Source organism: Arthrobacter sp. S39 (assembly GCF_004320525.1).
Taxonomy (GTDB): domain Bacteria; phylum Actinomycetota; class Actinomycetes; order Actinomycetales; family Micrococcaceae; genus Arthrobacter.
Genome location: NZ_SIHX01000003.1, coordinates 516,778 through 531,822, shown reverse-complemented (window position 1 = coordinate 531,822; position 15,045 = coordinate 516,778). Strand labels below are relative to the sequence as shown.

At 66.0% G+C, this 15,045-nt stretch carries 16 protein-coding genes; 6 read left to right on the top strand and 10 right to left on the bottom strand.

The genetic code is table 11. From position 1 onward, the window contains the following. Positions 1 to 164: 164 nt before the first annotated feature. Positions 165 to 749, bottom strand: coding sequence for a TetR/AcrR family transcriptional regulator (locus EYS21_RS08875; protein ID WP_131132821.1), 585 nt, complete (start codon positions 747 to 749; stop codon positions 165 to 167). Between the two features lie 194 nt (positions 750 to 943). Between EYS21_RS08875 and EYS21_RS08870 the strand changes: the two genes are divergently transcribed. Both EYS21_RS08870 and EYS21_RS08865 read left to right on the top strand, forming a co-directional pair. Then, positions 944 to 1,396: a nuclear transport factor 2 family protein gene (locus tag EYS21_RS08870; protein ID WP_131132820.1), complete on the top strand. Its 453-nt coding sequence runs from the start codon at positions 944 to 946 to the stop codon at positions 1,394 to 1,396. Next, entirely contained in the window at positions 1,393 to 2,274 is an 882-nt protein-coding gene (locus EYS21_RS08865; protein ID WP_131132819.1) for an SDR family oxidoreductase, read from the top strand. Before EYS21_RS08870 ends, EYS21_RS08865 begins: the two co-directional genes overlap by 4 nt. Positions 2,275 to 2,332: 58 nt before the next feature. Here EYS21_RS08865 and EYS21_RS08860 read toward each other — a convergent pair whose 3' ends face one another. Both EYS21_RS08860 and EYS21_RS08855 read right to left on the bottom strand, forming a co-directional pair. Then, a complete protein-coding gene (locus EYS21_RS08860) occupies positions 2,333 to 4,078 on the bottom strand; it encodes a histidine kinase (protein WP_131132818.1) in 1,746 nt (581 codons plus the stop codon). Next, the gene (locus EYS21_RS08855; protein ID WP_131132817.1) at positions 4,075 to 4,716 is read right to left on the bottom strand and encodes a response regulator transcription factor; all 642 of its coding nucleotides are present in this window, start codon (positions 4,714 to 4,716) and stop codon (positions 4,075 to 4,077) included. The genes EYS21_RS08860 and EYS21_RS08855 overlap by 4 nt, the downstream gene beginning before the upstream one ends. A gap of 163 nt (positions 4,717 to 4,879) precedes the next feature. Here EYS21_RS08855 and EYS21_RS08850 point away from each other — a divergent pair, with 163 nt between their 5' ends. Further along, positions 4,880 to 5,254 (top strand): hypothetical protein, encoded by a 375-nt coding sequence (locus EYS21_RS08850; protein WP_131132816.1) that lies wholly within the window; start codon positions 4,880 to 4,882, stop codon positions 5,252 to 5,254. 60 nt (positions 5,255 to 5,314) lie between these two features. On the opposite strand, the gene EYS21_RS08845 is transcribed toward EYS21_RS08850, so the two are convergent. From EYS21_RS08845 to EYS21_RS08830, 4 genes are all read right to left on the bottom strand, one after another. Beyond that, positions 5,315 to 5,578 (bottom strand): hypothetical protein, encoded by a 264-nt coding sequence (locus tag EYS21_RS08845; RefSeq protein ID WP_131132815.1) that lies wholly within the window; start codon positions 5,576 to 5,578, stop codon positions 5,315 to 5,317. An 8-nt stretch (positions 5,579 to 5,586) separates the two neighbouring features. Then, positions 5,587 to 6,672 (bottom strand): C2 family cysteine protease, encoded by a 1,086-nt coding sequence (locus EYS21_RS08840; RefSeq protein ID WP_131132814.1) that lies wholly within the window; start codon positions 6,670 to 6,672, stop codon positions 5,587 to 5,589. A gap of 84 nt (positions 6,673 to 6,756) precedes the next feature. Continuing rightward, on the bottom strand, positions 6,757 to 7,206 hold the full coding sequence (locus tag EYS21_RS08835) for a hypothetical protein (RefSeq protein WP_242633341.1): 450 nt from the start codon (positions 7,204 to 7,206) through the stop codon (positions 6,757 to 6,759). Positions 7,207 to 7,478: 272 nt separating this feature from the next. After that, complete coding sequence (locus EYS21_RS08830; protein ID WP_131132812.1) at positions 7,479 to 9,065, bottom strand: alkaline phosphatase D family protein; 1,587 nt, start codon at positions 9,063 to 9,065, stop codon at positions 7,479 to 7,481. 171 nt (positions 9,066 to 9,236) lie between these two features. On the opposite strand from EYS21_RS08830, the gene EYS21_RS08825 reads away from it, so the two are divergent. Genes EYS21_RS08825 through EYS21_RS08815 form a run of 3 tightly spaced genes read left to right on the top strand, consistent with a single transcriptional unit; the run spans position 9,237 to position 11,755 of the window. Then, positions 9,237 to 9,764 (top strand): RNA polymerase sigma factor, encoded by a 528-nt coding sequence (locus EYS21_RS08825; RefSeq protein ID WP_131132811.1) that lies wholly within the window; start codon positions 9,237 to 9,239, stop codon positions 9,762 to 9,764. Next, entirely contained in the window at positions 9,761 to 10,957 is a 1,197-nt protein-coding gene (locus tag EYS21_RS08820) for a hypothetical protein (RefSeq protein ID WP_131132810.1), read from the top strand. The genes EYS21_RS08825 and EYS21_RS08820 overlap by 4 nt, the downstream gene beginning before the upstream one ends. A gap of 54 nt (positions 10,958 to 11,011) precedes the next feature. After that, a complete protein-coding gene (locus EYS21_RS08815) occupies positions 11,012 to 11,755 on the top strand; it encodes a class I SAM-dependent methyltransferase (RefSeq protein ID WP_131132809.1) in 744 nt (247 codons plus the stop codon). A 55-nt stretch (positions 11,756 to 11,810) separates the two neighbouring features. Here the strand turns inward: EYS21_RS08815 and EYS21_RS08810 are convergent, their stop codons facing one another. The 3 genes from EYS21_RS08810 to EYS21_RS08800 all read right to left on the bottom strand — a co-directional run bounded on the left by EYS21_RS08810 (position 11,811) and on the right by EYS21_RS08800 (position 15,045). Continuing rightward, positions 11,811 to 12,881 carry a substrate-binding domain-containing protein gene (locus EYS21_RS08810; RefSeq protein ID WP_131132808.1) on the bottom strand — a complete coding sequence of 357 codons (1,071 nt, stop codon included), beginning with the start codon at positions 12,879 to 12,881 and terminating at the stop codon, positions 11,811 to 11,813. Positions 12,882 to 13,051: 170 nt separating this feature from the next. Further along, positions 13,052 to 13,861 (bottom strand): carbohydrate ABC transporter permease, encoded by an 810-nt coding sequence (locus EYS21_RS08805; protein WP_242633357.1) that lies wholly within the window; start codon positions 13,859 to 13,861, stop codon positions 13,052 to 13,054. Between the two features lie 77 nt (positions 13,862 to 13,938). Continuing rightward, entirely contained in the window at positions 13,939 to 15,045 is a 1,107-nt protein-coding gene (locus EYS21_RS08800; protein ID WP_242633356.1) for a sugar ABC transporter permease, read from the bottom strand.

Here is a 15,045-nt window from a genome sequence, read left to right as displayed (position 1 = left end):
ATCGCCGGGCCTTCATGCCGCACAATGGTCGGAGGCCCGCCACGGCTGACTGAACAACAGCGAAGGGGCGGCCAGCCGAGATGGCCGCCACGCCGCCGTGGTGGGGAAGGACTTCACCACCTACCGAAAAGGGACTCCGGGGGTGGGTGGGGGGTGCCCGGGGCTTAGGCCGGAGGCTCGGGCAGGAGGTTCGCTGCCAGCGTTCTGGCGATAAAGCGGCCGTAGCGGTCCGCGGTCCAGCCGCGCTTGAGAACAAGGTTTTCGTAGAGCTCAGCCGAGGTGCAGGTGAACATAACGTCGGCTACCTCCTCCTCTGTCAGGTCCGCCCTCAGGAACCCCCGGGCGAGGACCTGCCGCGCGTTGTGCAGCATCCGGCGATACCGCGCGTCGTCGACGTCGAGCAGGAGCGCGGCCATGTCCGGATCCCCGCTGGCGGCGGCGTCCCGAATGAGAAGGAAGATTGGGGAGCCGAGCGGACTGACTTCGGTGGTGAACCGGCCGAGCCGCTCCATGAGTTCACGGGGGTCGGTAACGGTGGTTTGCGCGTGGTCCGACCGTTCCTCAGCGGGTGGGCCGCCGGCTCCGAGCAGGCTCTGCTCATAGATTGCCCGCACCAGCCCCGGCTTTCCGCCGAAGCCCTTGTACACGGACTCCTTTGAGACCCCGGCAGCCCGGGCGATCGCGGCAATGGTGGTCCGGCCATATCCACCCGTCAGGAACAGCTCGCGCGACCGCGTGAGAACCAACATCCTCGCCTCTTCAGCTGCCTCCTGGCGACGCCGGGCGTCGTAGGCGCGAGGGCGGGAAGCCCGGCCATGCGATTCATTGACCACGGATCCCACGAGGCTTAGACTCCTTGTATCAGTTAATTACAGCTGACTGTATCAAATTTAGCATACCAGCGTCCCCGTCCACCCGCGACGGATAAATAGAGGAGCAAATCATGGACGCTTCAGGAATCGATCGCCTTCCCGAGGGTCCGGTGCGGCGCATGATGGCCGCCGCGAACCGCCACGATCTCGAGGCGATGGTGGCAGAGTTCGCCGAGGACTATCAGAACACCACCCCCGCCCACCCTGCCCGCGGTTTCACGGGCTCCGCGCAGGTGCAAAAGAACTGGGCCGCGCTCTTCGCCGGGCTTCCGGATTTGAGACTCACCGTGCACGACGCGACGACGGGAGCCGGCAACAAGGTTTGGATGGAATGGAGCAATAGGGGTACCCGGCCTGATGGCTCGGTAACGCAGTCCGCGGGGGTGGCCATCTTCACCGTCCGTGATGACAGGATCGCTGCGGCGCACTTCTACCTCGAACCGGTGGAGCGCGAGTCCGGGGACGTAAACGCTGCGGTGGCCATGGCCGTCCGCGGGGCAGCAGGAAGCGGTGACCGGTCATGATCCTCGTGGTGGGCGGTACGGGCCGGCTTGGCCGCGCGCTGGTTCCCCTGCTTGTGGACGCCGGGCATCCGGTCCGCGTCATGGCCCGCGGCTCTTCCCAGCCCTTCCCCGATACGGCGGGCGACGGCGTCGAGCTCCTGCGCGGTGACCTCGCCTCCGAAGCGGACTGCCGGGAAGCGGTGTCTGGCTGCAACGCGGTAGTGTTCGCGGCCTCCGGGTTTGGCATCAAGGACTCCGATCCACGCACCGTGGACCGGGACGGCGCCATCCGGCTCGTCCGTGCGGCGGCAGCCGCCGGAGTGGAGCACCTGGTCATGATGTCCATGCACGGTGCCGCCCCTGACGGACCCATCGACTTCCTGCGCTGCAAGGCCGCGGCCGAGGAGTCCGTCCGCACATCCGGCATGGAGTGGACGATCATCAGGATCGGGTCGCTCCTTGAGCAGCGGCTTGAGACCATGACCGCCCCGCTCGAGTCCAAGGGCAAGGTGCTGGTGTTCGGTTCCGGGTCTGCCCCGGTCACCTTCACATCTGTCCGGGACGCAGCCGCCCTTGTGGTCCGTGCGCTCACGGACCCTGCGCTGCGGAACCGTGTCCTCGAATGGGGTTCGCTGACACTCACAGCCAACGAGTTGGCGGAGGCGCTGCTCAGCCGGGCCGGCCACGGGTCAGTCCAGCGGATCCCGGTCGCGGCCGAGCGCGTCCTGTCTGTCGCAGCGAAGCCCTTCTCACCCTTCCTCGCCCGAGTCGCACGGGCCGGGATCCTGGAGGAAACGGGAGCCGCCGGCTTCGAGTGGGAACCCTCGCGGGCGGAATTCCCCGACATTCCCGTCACAGGCCTGCAGCAGGTCCTCGAAGCCGCAGTCCAGGGAAGGTAATGCCTCGGACGGACCATGGCTGTTTGGCCGCCGACACCAACCAATATGCCGCATGGTGTCACGGCGGGATTGGTAGCACTGCATACACTCGGCCGCCCCGGGGGGTGCCCTTGGCGGAGAGCGTGCCGCCGAGCTCGGCCGCCCGCTCTCCCATGGAGGCGATGCCGACGCCGGCCTGCCACGGCGTACCGGTGCTCCCGTCGTCGGTGATCTCGATCTCGAGGGCCTCCGCACGGAGTGCGAGGCTGACCGTCGCGTTGGTCGACTTGGCGTGCCTGGCCACGTTGGTCAGCGCCTCGATGACGATGCGGTAGACCGCCACCTCGACGGCCGCGGGAAGCGCCTCCAGCCTGTCTGCGCGCAGATCGACCCGCAGTGGTGTCCCGTCAGGAGTTCGCAGGGCCAGTGCCTGCTGCCGCAGGGCGGTGACGAGACCGAGCTCGTCGAGAGCAGGTGGCCGCATCGCGTAGACCAGTCCACGGATGTCCTCAAGCGCGGTCACTGTCTCCTGGCGCAGGGTCCGCAGCAGGTCCTCTGCTCCGGAAGGGTCGCTGCGCAGGGTATTACGCAAGGCGTCCGACGTGAACGCGATCCCGGACAGCCGGGCGCCGAGGCCGTCGTGGAGGTCGCGGCGCAGCCGACGGCGTTCCTCCGCGATGGCGGTGATGGCCTGGCCACGTGACTCCCGCAGTTCGTCGGCCAGTGCCCGGGCGCGCAGGGTCTGGGCCAGCAGCGGCGCGACGAGGCTGAGCACGTGGCTGTCGCCCGCGGACAGCGTCAGGTCACCGGGCCGCAGCCCCACTGCGAGCTCTCCGGTCCGGTCCGGGCCCAGGGCGAGCGCGAGGGTCCGGGTGTGGGTGACCTCTGCCCCGGACTCGGCGACGGTCTTCCCGTCCAGGCGGAGCGCAGAGTACGGGAGGACCAGCGCCTCGCGAATCGCCCGCAGTGCGAGCACCGGGTCGTCACCGATGTGGCCGACGACCCGGGTGGCCGCCCCCAGCGGGTCCGGACGCGTGCCGAAGAGGAGCTCGTCGACAACGGCGCGCAGAACGACCTGCAGCGGATGGAAGGTTGTCGCCGCGACGGCGCCGATGATCGCCAGCGTGCCCGGAGCCGGGACGCGGCCGCCCAGGATTTCGACCAGAGACTCGAGGGTCATGAAGAGGGCCACGTAGCCGACAACCGCGGTCACAAAAACCACGGATCGCACCATCAGACCCCTGACATCGACCACCTCGGGCCGGCGGACCCCGATGTACAGGGCCGGTGCGACGGTGCTCATGGCGAGGTAGGCAATCACCTCTCCGACTGTGCCCAGCGGCATGAACGGGGTGATGAACATGGTTATCCCCACCAGTGAACCCGCGAGCGCCATCCAGTTGAGGGCCCACCGGTCGCGGCCCGTGGCGCGTTCGATTTTCCACCAGGTGTGCGCGATCAGGGCACAGGCGATGACCAGGACCATCGTCAACACTGCCGCTTCGCTCCCTGCCCAGACCACCGCCAGGACGCCCGAGCCTCCGATCACGACCAGCGAGACGAAGTCCACCGGGTGACGCCAGGTGATCGCCGGGTACGCGGTCAGTGCGAGCGGCGCCAGCAACATGCCGCCGATAATGAATGCCAAGGACGCGTAGGCTCCGCCCGTCGCTTCCAGAACGGTCCCCACGATGGTGGCCAGTCCTGCGAACACCATGAGTACGGCGCTGGGCCGGACCCGGCGCACGCCGAGCAGCGCCAACCCGCTGATGGCCGCGCTCAACCCAAGGGCGGCCAGCGCGAGCAGTGCAGGAGAGGCGGTCACGTGCCGAGCCCGCCTTCACGGGCGCGGATGATCGCGGCGGCCCGGTCCAGCACCTCGAGCTTGGCGAAGATGCTGGTCAGGTGGTTGCTGACCGTCTTGGGGGAGAGGAACAGCGCCTCCGCGATCGCCGTCGTACGCCGTCCGGACGCGAGCAGGTCGAGAATCTCGCGCTCGCGCGCGGTGAGCTCCGGGAAGGGGGTGGGCCGTGGTGTGGGTGGTGCAGTGAAGTAGCCCAGTATGCGTGCCGCCACGCCCGGCCCGAAGATCGCCTGCCCGGTGACGACCGCGCGGATGGCCGCGACGATCTCTTCCTGCCCGGCCCCCTTGAGCAGGTAGCCACGGGCTCCGGCCTGCATCGCGGTGAAGACGGTCGCGTCGTCGTCGTACATGGTCAGCATAAGCACGGCCGTCTCAGGCACCGACGCACGGATCCGGCGGGTGGCCTCCACACCGTCGAGACCGGGCATCCGGACGTCCATAAGCACGACGTCGGGCCGCAGGAGTTGGGCCTCCCGCACGGCGGTCTCGCCGTCGCCTGCCTCGCCGGCCACCTCGAGTCCTTCCAGGGTCTCGATCAGCGCCCGGAGCCCGCCGCGGACGACAGGATGGTCGTCCGCGATCAGCACCCTGAGGTTCATGAACCCATTATGGGCGCGTCCGCTCCGGGTTGATCCGGGAACTTCCTCCCTTTCACCCGGGATACGCGGGAAAATGGAGAGGCAGGCCGTCCCTCGTTCAGGGAAGCGGCGCGGGCCGACACTGGAGTGGTCCACTTCATCCGACCCATCCGAGGAGCAAACCATGAACACCACATCGAAACGACAGCAGGTCGGCCTCGTGCTGGCCGGCCTGTACAGCGCGCTGAACGTCCTGGGCGTGCTGTTCCCCACCCCGGACGGCCAGGAGGGCCCGCCTATCGGCATCCTCATCATCGACGCCGTGCTCGGCCTGGTTGGCCTGGTCGCCGTGATCATCACGTGGCGTACGGGCAACCGCGCCGCGCTCCGCGTCGCGGCCGGCGCGATCATCATCATGACCCTCACCGCACTGCCGGCGTTCTTCGTCGACGTGCCAGCAGGCATCAAGCTGCTGGTTGGCGTAGCCGTCCTGATCACGATCGCGGCCGTAGTACTCATGTTCTCGCCTGGGCGCCGCTCGACGCCGGTCCTGGACTGAGTCTGATAAAGCGTGTTCAGTCTCTGAGGCGCCGGGCGGGCGCAGGTCCCAGGACTGGGGTCAGTCCGGGGCGTCGTAAGCAAGGACGGCCGAGGCTGCAGTGCTGCCATCGGCTGGCCGGATGGAATCGAACCGCAAGGTTCCTGCGCCGGGCAGGGCCACCGAGTGGCCCTCCCGGAAGGCCTGCTTGCGCTCCTGCTCGGCGGTCCGGATCCACACCTGGATTGCGGGGGCGCCATCAGCCAAGCCGATCTTGACGATTCCCACCTGGACACCGCCGAACGTGGGCTGCATGCCCTGTTTAACTGTTACAAGCTGTTCCACGGCCATCCTTACTTCGTGTCCACGGAGTACACGGAATCGAAGTTTTCCTTGTACTCATCCTCGGTCAGTTCCAGCGTGCCCGCCTTGAGGTCGTCGTCGCCGTCCATGCGGCCGCCGGCCGGTCCCCACGGGTTGGCCAGAACCACTACCTTCTCGCCGTCGTCGTTGGTTTTGACCTCAACAACAACGTAGGCGTGGTTGGGAACCACATCGGTGCGGTTGACTTCGTCGGACTCCCAGACCCAGTCAAAATCGTCGTCCTTGGTAGCTTCGGTGCCCACGGACACAGCCTGGCCGCCGGCGAGCTTGTCCTCGATCTCAGCCAGGTCCAGTTCGCCGTCCCTGTCCGCGGACCTACCCGTCATCAGCTCCATCGCATCGTGGCTGAATCCGCCGTCGATGTCGTCATAGGAACCACCCCGGTGCTCCGCCGCGGCGCGTTCGTAGATGGACAGCCAGTTCGGCTGGCCATCGGCACCGCGGACTCCGCCGTCGGTGGACTTTGCCTCGACGGTGACTTCCACGGGCTTGCCGTCTTCATAGAGGGTTACCACCCAGTGCGTCGGCGGATCACCCACGGGGCTCAGGTGTTCGGCGAGGAACTCATCAAGTTTGCCGTCCCGCTCCAGGGTCTGGGCAACGGAGCCTATGCCTGCCAGGAGCCAGCAGTCGCCGATCTGTCCCTGCTTGATATCGCGGGGATCGCCAGCGTCCGGGTCCTCGCGGACATCGCCCGGCACGTCCACGTCGGGGCGGGCCGGGTCCAACGGTCTCGGATCCCCGGGAGGGTTCGAGTCAGGCTTTCCTGAGCTCCCAGGCTCCGTTGCTCCCGTGCTGGCCTTCTCCTGCTGGTCCGCATTGCGGGCCAGCTCCTGTGCCTGGCTGTGGAGTTCCGCGGCAACGCGCTTGAGCACCGGCCGGTGTTCCGAGTCCCAGGCGGCCCGGAACGCGACGGCGTCACGCCCGTCCCAAGGTGCCCGGGAAAGCAGTTGGCCCAGTTCCGTGGACAACGAGTTCACCTTGTCCGAATGCTGCGACATCGTTTTTGCGAGTGCACGCAACTGTTCAATGTCGGCGCCATAAATTCCAGGCATCCGCCCGCCCCCTTTAGATAATGTTCAAGCCACACTGGTTGTTTGCATGCTGCCGTTCCCGCGCTCCGGGAGAAAATGCCGCCGTCAGCTTGGCGGGATCTCGTCCGCGCTGCACGTGGGGGAGTCCACCGGGACGCTGATGCGCAGGTAGGCCGGGCTCTTTGATTCGATGGTCAGGGTGGCACCGGCGGCGTCCGTGCTGCGGGCAACCACCCACCCCCCGGGAACTGCGTCCGTTCCATCGAAGGGAGGGAATCCGTGCCTCGTCAGAACGGGATCACCAGCGGCGAAAATGTCAGCGAACTGGTTGGATGGCTCTACTACGTCGGCGCTGCTCTTCATGGTTTGCGGGTAGAGCATGCATCTGCCGTCCTTCAGCGTGGCCAGCGTGGCTGGCTTGTCCATGGTCCAGCTGATGTCCGGCATCTTCGCTTCCAGTGCCGCAATGAGCTCTGCACGCAGGGCATCGTATTCGGGGAAGCTTTCCGCCACTGGCGCGGGGGCCACGGTGACCGGCGGAGCGCTGCTTGTCACCGCTTTGGGCTCCTCCGGTGCCGTGCAGCCAGCCATGAGGGTTGTCCCGAGGATCATGAGGGCTGCCCCTGCGCGGTGCGACAGGTGCGGTTGTCTTCGGCCGTTCATTTTCCCCCCACTGCTGATGACGGGCTCGGTGACCGGCCCACAAGGAATGCTGTCACACCTGCGCCGTATCCGGCCATGGGCACAACAACCCGTCGGGAAAGTGGGCGGACGACGGCGGGTTCGCGCCCGCCGTCGTCCGCCTCCTTGGTGCAGGGGTTCTTCGGTTAGCGTGCCTGCAGACCCGGCACGCTGTCCTGGATCGCGAAGGAGGCTTTCGTGCTGACGGGGGATCCCGGCGTCGTGACGTAGTCCAGCGTCCGGAAGTCCGCGGTCAAAGCATCCTTTGTAATGCGGGTGTTTACGTAGCCGCGGTTGTCGTTGTACAACTTCAGGTGCGGGTTCCAGGCCATGGTGGGGTCCGTGGTGGAGCCGGTGCCGTTGCCGGTGGAGGTGATGGACGTGCAGACCAGTTCCGAGCCGACCACGGGGGAGGCCGGGTCCTTGTAGTCCACCTTGAGGTCGTTGGCCCAGTTGCGGTGCACGTCGCCGGTGAGGACCACGGCGTTGCGGACGTTCGCGTCCACCCAGCCCTGGGTAATGCGGCGGCGCGACGCGGCGTAGCCGTCCCAGCCGTCCATGGAGACGTCGTCAACATCCAGGGCCTGGGCGCGGTCCCGCTCGGCGAAGAACACCTGCTGGCCCAGGACGTCCCAGCGCTGGGTTGAGTTCCTGAACCCGTCCAGCAGCCACTTCTCCTGCTCGGCGCCGGTGATGGTGCGGTCCTCGGCGAGGCGCTCCGCCACGTTCTTCCGCCAGCCGTCCCCGGCGAGCTGGTCGTCACGGTACTGCCGGGTGTCCATCATGTGGAAGTTGGCCAGCTGGCCCCACTGGATGGTCCGGTAGATCTTCATGTCGAACCCGGCCGGCACGGACGAGGCCCGCAGCGGCATGTTCTCGTAGTACGCCTGGAACGCCGCGGCACGGCGCTGCCGGAACCGCTCGGTGGAGTCGTTCAGCTGGGCGGCATCCGTGTTTTCCGGGACCTCGTCCGCCCAGTTGTTGTCCACCTCGTGGTCATCCCAGACCACCAGCCACGGCGCGACCGCGTGCGCGGCCTGCAGGTCGGCGTCGGACTTGTACTGCGCGTGCCGCTGCCGGTAACCGGCCAGGCTGGAGGTCTCGGGGCCCTGGTGGTCGCGCGGGTTGCCGCCGCCGATCACGTAGCTGCCCTTCTTGTACTCGTACATATAGTCGCCGAGGTGCAGCACCAGGTCCGGGTGGTCCTCGGCGAGCCGCGAATAGGCGGTGAAGTAGCCGTGCTCGTACTGCGAGCAGCTGGCGAACGCCATGGCCAGCGCCGCCGGCGTCTCGTGCGGCGCCGGGCTGGTCAGCGTGCGCCCCACCGAACTGACGTGCCGGCCGGTGCGGAACCGGTAGAAGTACTCGCGCCCCGGGCGCAGGCCTTTGAGCTCCACGTGGACCGAGTGCCCGGTTTCGATCCGGGCGGTTTCGACGCCGCGGGCTACTACGGTGCGCATGCCGGCGTCCTCGGCCACTTCCCAGGCGACCGCGACGTCGCGGGAAGGCATGCCGCCCAGGCCGTCCTCCGCGATCGGATCCAGCGCCAGCCGCGTCCAGATGACAAAGCCGTCCGGCCACGGCTCGCCCGAGGCGATGCCGAGCAGGAACGGATCGGTGCGGAGACCGGCGTCGTCCGCGGTCGAAACGGCGACGGCGGCACCCGGCAGGGCGGCGACCAGCCCGGCCCCGAGGCCGGCGGAAATCAGGGATCTGCGTGAGATGTTGTCCATGGCTTCGAACCTACGGATGCCGGTTGGACAGGTCCTGAGGACGGCGTGAATGGGCGGTTAACTGCGTGACAAGAACTGTTAACTGGCGTGTAGCTGAGTCAGGCCTGGGCCGGGCCGAGGGAAATCAAGGATCCCCGTTACACTTGCCGGGCTGCCGGACATTAACGGGGTATGAGCTTACAAACGCCTCTGGGGGAGCGTGTGGAACTGGAACGACAAAAGCGGTTCATGGCGGCCCACGCTGCCTGCCACGACCGCATCTACCGCTATTTTCGCCGCCGCGCTGAGAATGCTTCCACCGCCGAGGACCTGTGCGCGGAGGTCTTTCGGATCGCCTGGGAGAAGTCGGGCCATGGGGAGGAGCTCTCAGCGATGTTCCTCTTCGGGGTCGCACAGAACGTTCTGCGCAACCACCTGAGGTCCGCCGCCCGCTCGGCCAATCTGATGCTGCAGCTCCAGCTGGAACGAACCGGGCAGGCCCGCGACGCCGACGGCTCCGTCCATGAGGCGCTGGCCCGGCTCAAGCCCGACGAGCGGGAAGTCCTGCTGCTCACGTACTGGGACGGCTTCAGCTCCAGTGAGCTGTCCGACCTGCTCAACACCACCGCCACGGCCATCAGGATGCGCCTCCACCGGGCACGCAAAGCACTCGGCCGCCTGCTTCAGGCTGAACAAGAGTCAGAGGAGTACCAACGATGAAGGACCTGTCCGCTGCCGACGAGCAGCGCATCCTCTCCGCCGACCCCGCGGCCAACGTCACGGAGCCCGAGCTGGCCCGGAGCCGGTCCCGAAGCCTGGCCTTCATGGAATCCGACGCGACCCACATCTTCGCCGGCGGCCCGGAAAGTTACAGCAGGCCCCCCGCAAGACGTTGGCGGGCGGCCGGAGCCTTCCTGGCTGCCGCTGCCGTGGCCGCAGCTGTCCTCACGGCCAACTTCCTGCAGGCCGTCCCCGTGGAAACACCGGCCGCCACCGAATCCGTCTCAGCTCCCTCGCCGGCTCCCACCAGCGCGCCGGCGCCCACCCCTCCCGCCGGGCCGTTCCACGACCTCTTCCTCTCTGCAGACGAAGTGCTCGTCCTGGAGGCGCTGCCCAACGCGGCCCGGAACCTCCGGGCGGGGCTCGGCGTCGAACCCGTCAACGTGCGGCAGGTGCTGAAAGGCGACCTGACCCCCGGCGAAACGGCTGTTGACGTGGCATCAGCGGAGGAAGGCATCAACGGATCCCTTCTGTGGCGGGACAGCCGGAACGAAGCGCCGTTTACGTACCTCGGGTTCTTTGCCCGGGGAGCCGATGGCGGGCTGCATCTCATTGAGGCGCCTCATGCGCTGCTGCAGATCCAGAACATCAGGACGGCGGCCACCGTGGATCCCGCCACGGATGAACCGGTGGAAATTGGTGCAGACCTGCAGTCGCGCATCAATGTGGCGCCGGTTGGGGACGTACCCGTTGCCACGCACGGCGGCGGTTCGTTGGCTGCGTCCGCGCCTGACAGGATCTTGGGCACCCAGGCTGCAGACGGTCAGCGGGACGGCGAGGTGCGCGGCTACGTTGCAGCGTCCGAGGCCTGCTTCACCTTTTCGAACAGTACCGAGAAGGTCTACCTGCGCTGGCCGGCGGGGTTCACCGCGAAGGTCACGCCCCTGATGGTGGACGCCGAAGGCCACGTTTCCTACTTTGGGACCACGCTGGCCAACAGGGCGGTCATTCTCAACGAATGGGGCTTCATCTACATGGCGGACCTTGATACGCGCCCGCTGGTGCAGGGGGAGTTGAGCATGGAGACCGCATCATGCGGGGGTGAGACCCTGCCGGTTTTCGACGTGTGGCCGGAACGGGCGGGCGGGAGCCCGTTCCAGAAGGGCCGCGGAGTAGCGCTGCCCACGCCGTGATCGCAGGCGACCGGGTGATGGTGTCAACCCCGATTCTCTGACAGGGTGGGGGAGATGAGCGTTCACAGCAACACGCAGCAGGCGTGGGAGTCAGCGTCGCAGAAGCATATCCGCGAGTACAACGAGCTGCTCGACGAGGCGAAGTACGCCCGTCTGCTCCCCATCGAGGAAACTGTGCTCGGCGACATCGTCGTCGGCGCCGACGTGGTGCATCCGATGAGCGGCCACGGTATCGACGACGTCGCGCTGATACATCTCGGTGCCCGCAGCGTCACCGGGGTCGACTACAGTCCCACAGCCGCGTCCGCAGCGCAGCGCCGGGCGGACGAACTCGGCGTCGACTGCAGGTATGTGACCGCGACGCTGCCGGCGAGTGGCCTCATCGGCAACTCAACCGACGTCATCTACACCGGCAAGGGTGCGCTGATCTGGGTCGAGGATCTGGAGGCATGGCTGGCCGAGATGCGCCGCCTGCTGCGACCGGGAGGCCACCTCTTCATCTACGAAGCGCACCCCCTGACGCCACTGTGGAGTTGGGATCGTGACAAGGTCGAGGTTCGGAGCGACCGCGGGTACTTCGCCCGGAGCCATGTCAATGATTCTTTTCCTGCAGGCGAGGCCGTGGAGTATCAGCGGACATTCGCGGAGACGATCATGGCGATCACCGGTGCAGGCTTCGAGATCCTGCATCTCGAGGAGCACCCCGAACCGTTCTGGCGGCCCGACGGCGTGGACGCGGCCGCCTGGAACGGCCAGGTCCCGAATGCGTTCAGCCTGCTCGCACGGCACAGAGCCTGAGGTTTCGGCTTAGGTCCTTTATCAGGGCACGGCCACGCTTATCCGGCTGTGGGCTCTAGCCGGCTGGAGTGGTGGCCAACGGTCCTCCGCCGTCGCGCAGCACCAGCCGCGGGGGAAGCAACAGATGCTGAGGTGCTTTCGTCTGGGTTGCAGGACCGTCGAGCGTGGTTCTTATGATCCCCACTATCTCCTCGGCCACCCATTCAACCGGTTGGGAGACACTGCTCATCCCTACTGCTGCGGCGACGGGGGTGTCGTCAAAGCCAATAACAGCCGGGGGCTTGTCCGGGAACACGGCCCTGAGCTGTTCCGAGGCCCCCAGCGCCAGGGAGTCGCTGGCGCAGACGAATGCGGTGGCGCCGTTCCCAAGCAGGGTCAGGGCTGCGGCTGCACCGTCGCGGATCCTGTCAGGGACGCCCACGAACAATCGCTCCAGCTCCCTTGGCTCAAGATGAGGTGAAAGGGCCCCTTTCCAGCCTTCCATCCGGTCGCGTCCGAGCTCATACCCGGCGGGCCGGCCGCCGGGGAGATCTTTGCCTTCCGGCCAGCCGACGAAGCCTATCTGACGGTGGCCTTGACTGAGCAGGTAGTTGGTGGCCTCCGCTGTTCCGGCCCGGCCGTCGACGTCCACCCAGGAGTGGGGGGAGCTGCGGTCAGCGGTCCAAGGTCGCCCGAAAGTGACAAAGGGGACGCCCCTGTCCAACAGCCAGCTCGTCCGTGGGTCGTCTGGCCGCGTGTCTGCGAGAATGAATCCGTCCAGGTCGGCGGTCTCCAGAAGCTCCTCATAGGCTTCGATTTCGGCGTCGTCGTTTGGTACGGCAAATACAGTGACGCGGTAGCCGTGCTCATACAGCCTCTCCGTAAGCGCGTGAAGAAACCGGTCCATAACCGCTCCGTTGATCCCGTCCGCGGACGGAAAGAGCCGGTAACCAAGGTTCCGGGATCGGCGTGTGCGCAGCTGACGCGCGGCACTGTTTGGCCGGTATCCGGAAGCGGCAATCAGCTCCTTAACCCGTTCCAGAGTGGGAGGGCTGACACGCTCGGGAGCGTTGATGGCATTCGAAATTGTCTGCCGGGACACTCCCAGCTGCCCGGCCAGGCTCGCCAGCGTTGGTCGGGAACCCATGGATCCTCTGCTTCCTTGCGGATAGAAGTGAACATCGGGGATGGTCATTGAACGATCAAACCCTGTTTTGACCAGTGTAGGACTCCCACAGGTATAGGCGGGAACCTTTGGACTGGAGCCTGGATCGCAAATTCCAGTCCAAAGGCAACGGCCCTAGACCGACGGCGCGCTCACTCCTTGAGTGCTCCTGCAGTGCTGTTCATGATCTTTTTCTGGAAGATGAAGAACACGATGGCCACCGGGACGGTCATGATGGCCGCCGCAGCCAGTTTGAGCGGATACTGCGTTCCGGCGCTGAGTTGGCCGGAGGATAGCTGGGCCACGCCCTTGGTGAGCGTCGTCAGTTCCGGGCTCTGGGCGGCGACAATGAAGTGGCTCAGCTCGTTCCAGGAACCCTGAAACGACAGAATGACTATGGTCATAACGGCCGGCATGCACATGGGCAGGACCACCGACCAGAAAGTGCGGAAAGTGCCTGCACCGTCGATTCGGGCTTGTTCCTCGACGCTGGCCGGAATGGACTCGAAGAAGTTCTTCATGATGAACACCCCGGCCGCGTCTGCCATGAGCGGGATAATCATGCCCGCGTAGGAGTCGTAAAGTCCCAACTGGTTGATCACCAGAAATTTCGGGATCAGGAGAACCACTCCGGGCACGGCCATGACAGCCACAACTCCGGCGAAAATGACTGATCTTCCACGGAAGGGGACCCGGGCCAGGGCATAGCCGGCGAGCAGGTCGAAGAAGACCCGTCCGCAGGTGACGAGGACCGTTACCACTACAGAGTTGCCAAACCACAAGGGAAAATCCGAGTTGAGGAAGAGCTTTTCGTAGGCCAGCGTGGACCAGGTTGCCGGAAACAGGGACAGGGGATCGCTCGCGGCGTCGGGTTCGGTCTTGAATGATGTCGCGAGGTTGATGAGGAACGGAAAGATGTAGACCATGGCCAGCGAAATGAGAACCACGTAGGCCAGCCAGATGAATTTCCCTTGGCGTTGCCGGCGGCTCTTGCCCGGCACAGGGGATGCCGGAGCGGTGGTATCCGGCGTATCCGATATCAGCGTGGCCACAGTGATCTCCCTCGGCTCGGTTTTGGATTCATTCGTTTACGGCGGGGCACGGAGTCGCTCTCTCGGAGCAACACCCGCTGGATCACGGTGAAGACGATGATGATGGCGAACAGCAGGAATGCGATGGCCGCGCCCTGCCCCCACTGCTGATTGTTGAATGCGGTGCTGAAGGAAAGGTAGGCGGGGGTGACAGTGGTTTTGGCGGGGCCTCCCTCCGTGCCGGTGTAGATCTGGTCGAACACCTGCCACGACCCGATCAGGCCGAGGGTGATCACGGTGAAGAGCGTGGGGCGGAGCATGGGAAGGGTTACGTACCAGAAGCGCTGCCAAACGCCGGCGCCGTCGAGCATTGCCGCTTCTTCAAGCTCGCCCTGCAGGTTCTGCAGTGCTGCGATAAATAGCAGCATGAACGTCCCGGAGGTGGTGAAGATCGCCATGAGTATGAAGGCGGACATGGCCACCGACGGCCCGGAAAGCCAGTCCCACCAACTCACGCCCAGGAACGTTCCGGACTCCATTGCCGGCGGCGGGCTGTCGATGCCAACCGACTGCGCCAGGAGATGCATGATCCCTGCAGGTTCCTGGAACCAGTTCGGGCCGGTAATCCCGAGCAGTGACAGGAATTTGTTCACAGCTCCTGTGGCACTGAACAGGAACAGCCAGAGGACCGTGATGGCCACTGAGCTGGTGACGGAGGGGAAGTAGAAGGCGGTCCGGAAGAAGCCCTTTCCCTTCAGAACTCTGCTGTTGACGAGTACCGCCAAGAAGAGGGACGCAATCGTCTGCAGCGGAACAACCAGCACGACGTAGTACAGGTTGTTCCGCAGGGCGGTCCCGAAGTCCCTTTCGGCCAGGCCGCCGCCGGAGATAACCGCTTCGAAGTTCTTTGCTCCCACGAACTGCGTGCCGGCGGCGAACGGGCTCCCCCTTCCGGTCCAGTCCGAGATGCTGACCCAGGCTGCCATGATGACAGGCAGGACCAGGAAGAGGCCGAGGATGATCAGCACGGGAGCCGTGAAGAGCCACCCGGTAGCGTTATGGTTGCCCCGGGTCCCGCTGCCTCGCGTCCCGCTGCTGTGGGTACTGCGGGTCAG

Excerpts from the sequence above, each read along its gene's own strand:
- EYS21_RS08875 (WP_131132821.1), bottom strand. The coding sequence starts at position 749 with ATGTTGGTTCTCACGCGGTCGCGCGAGCTGTTCCTGACGGGTGGATAT.
- EYS21_RS08870 (WP_131132820.1), top strand. The coding sequence starts at position 944 with ATGGACGCTTCAGGAATCGATCGCCTTCCCGAGGGTCCGGTGCGGCGC.
- EYS21_RS08865 (WP_131132819.1), top strand. The coding sequence starts at position 1,393 with ATGATCCTCGTGGTGGGCGGTACGGGCCGGCTTGGCCGCGCGCTGGTT.
- EYS21_RS08855 (WP_131132817.1), bottom strand. The coding sequence starts at position 4,716 with ATGAACCTCAGGGTGCTGATCGCGGACGACCATCCTGTCGTCCGCGGC.
- EYS21_RS08850 (WP_131132816.1), top strand. The coding sequence starts at position 4,880 with ATGAACACCACATCGAAACGACAGCAGGTCGGCCTCGTGCTGGCCGGC.
- EYS21_RS08840 (WP_131132814.1), bottom strand. The coding sequence starts at position 6,672 with ATGCCTGGAATTTATGGCGCCGACATTGAACAGTTGCGTGCACTCGCA.
- EYS21_RS08830 (WP_131132812.1), bottom strand. The coding sequence starts at position 9,065 with ATGGACAACATCTCACGCAGATCCCTGATTTCCGCCGGCCTCGGGGCC.
- EYS21_RS08825 (WP_131132811.1), top strand. The coding sequence starts at position 9,237 with ATGAGCTTACAAACGCCTCTGGGGGAGCGTGTGGAACTGGAACGACAA.
- EYS21_RS08820 (WP_131132810.1), top strand. The coding sequence starts at position 9,761 with ATGAAGGACCTGTCCGCTGCCGACGAGCAGCGCATCCTCTCCGCCGAC.
- EYS21_RS08815 (WP_131132809.1), top strand. The coding sequence starts at position 11,012 with ATGAGCGTTCACAGCAACACGCAGCAGGCGTGGGAGTCAGCGTCGCAG.
- EYS21_RS08810 (WP_131132808.1), bottom strand. The coding sequence starts at position 12,881 with ATGGGTTCCCGACCAACGCTGGCGAGCCTGGCCGGGCAGCTGGGAGTG.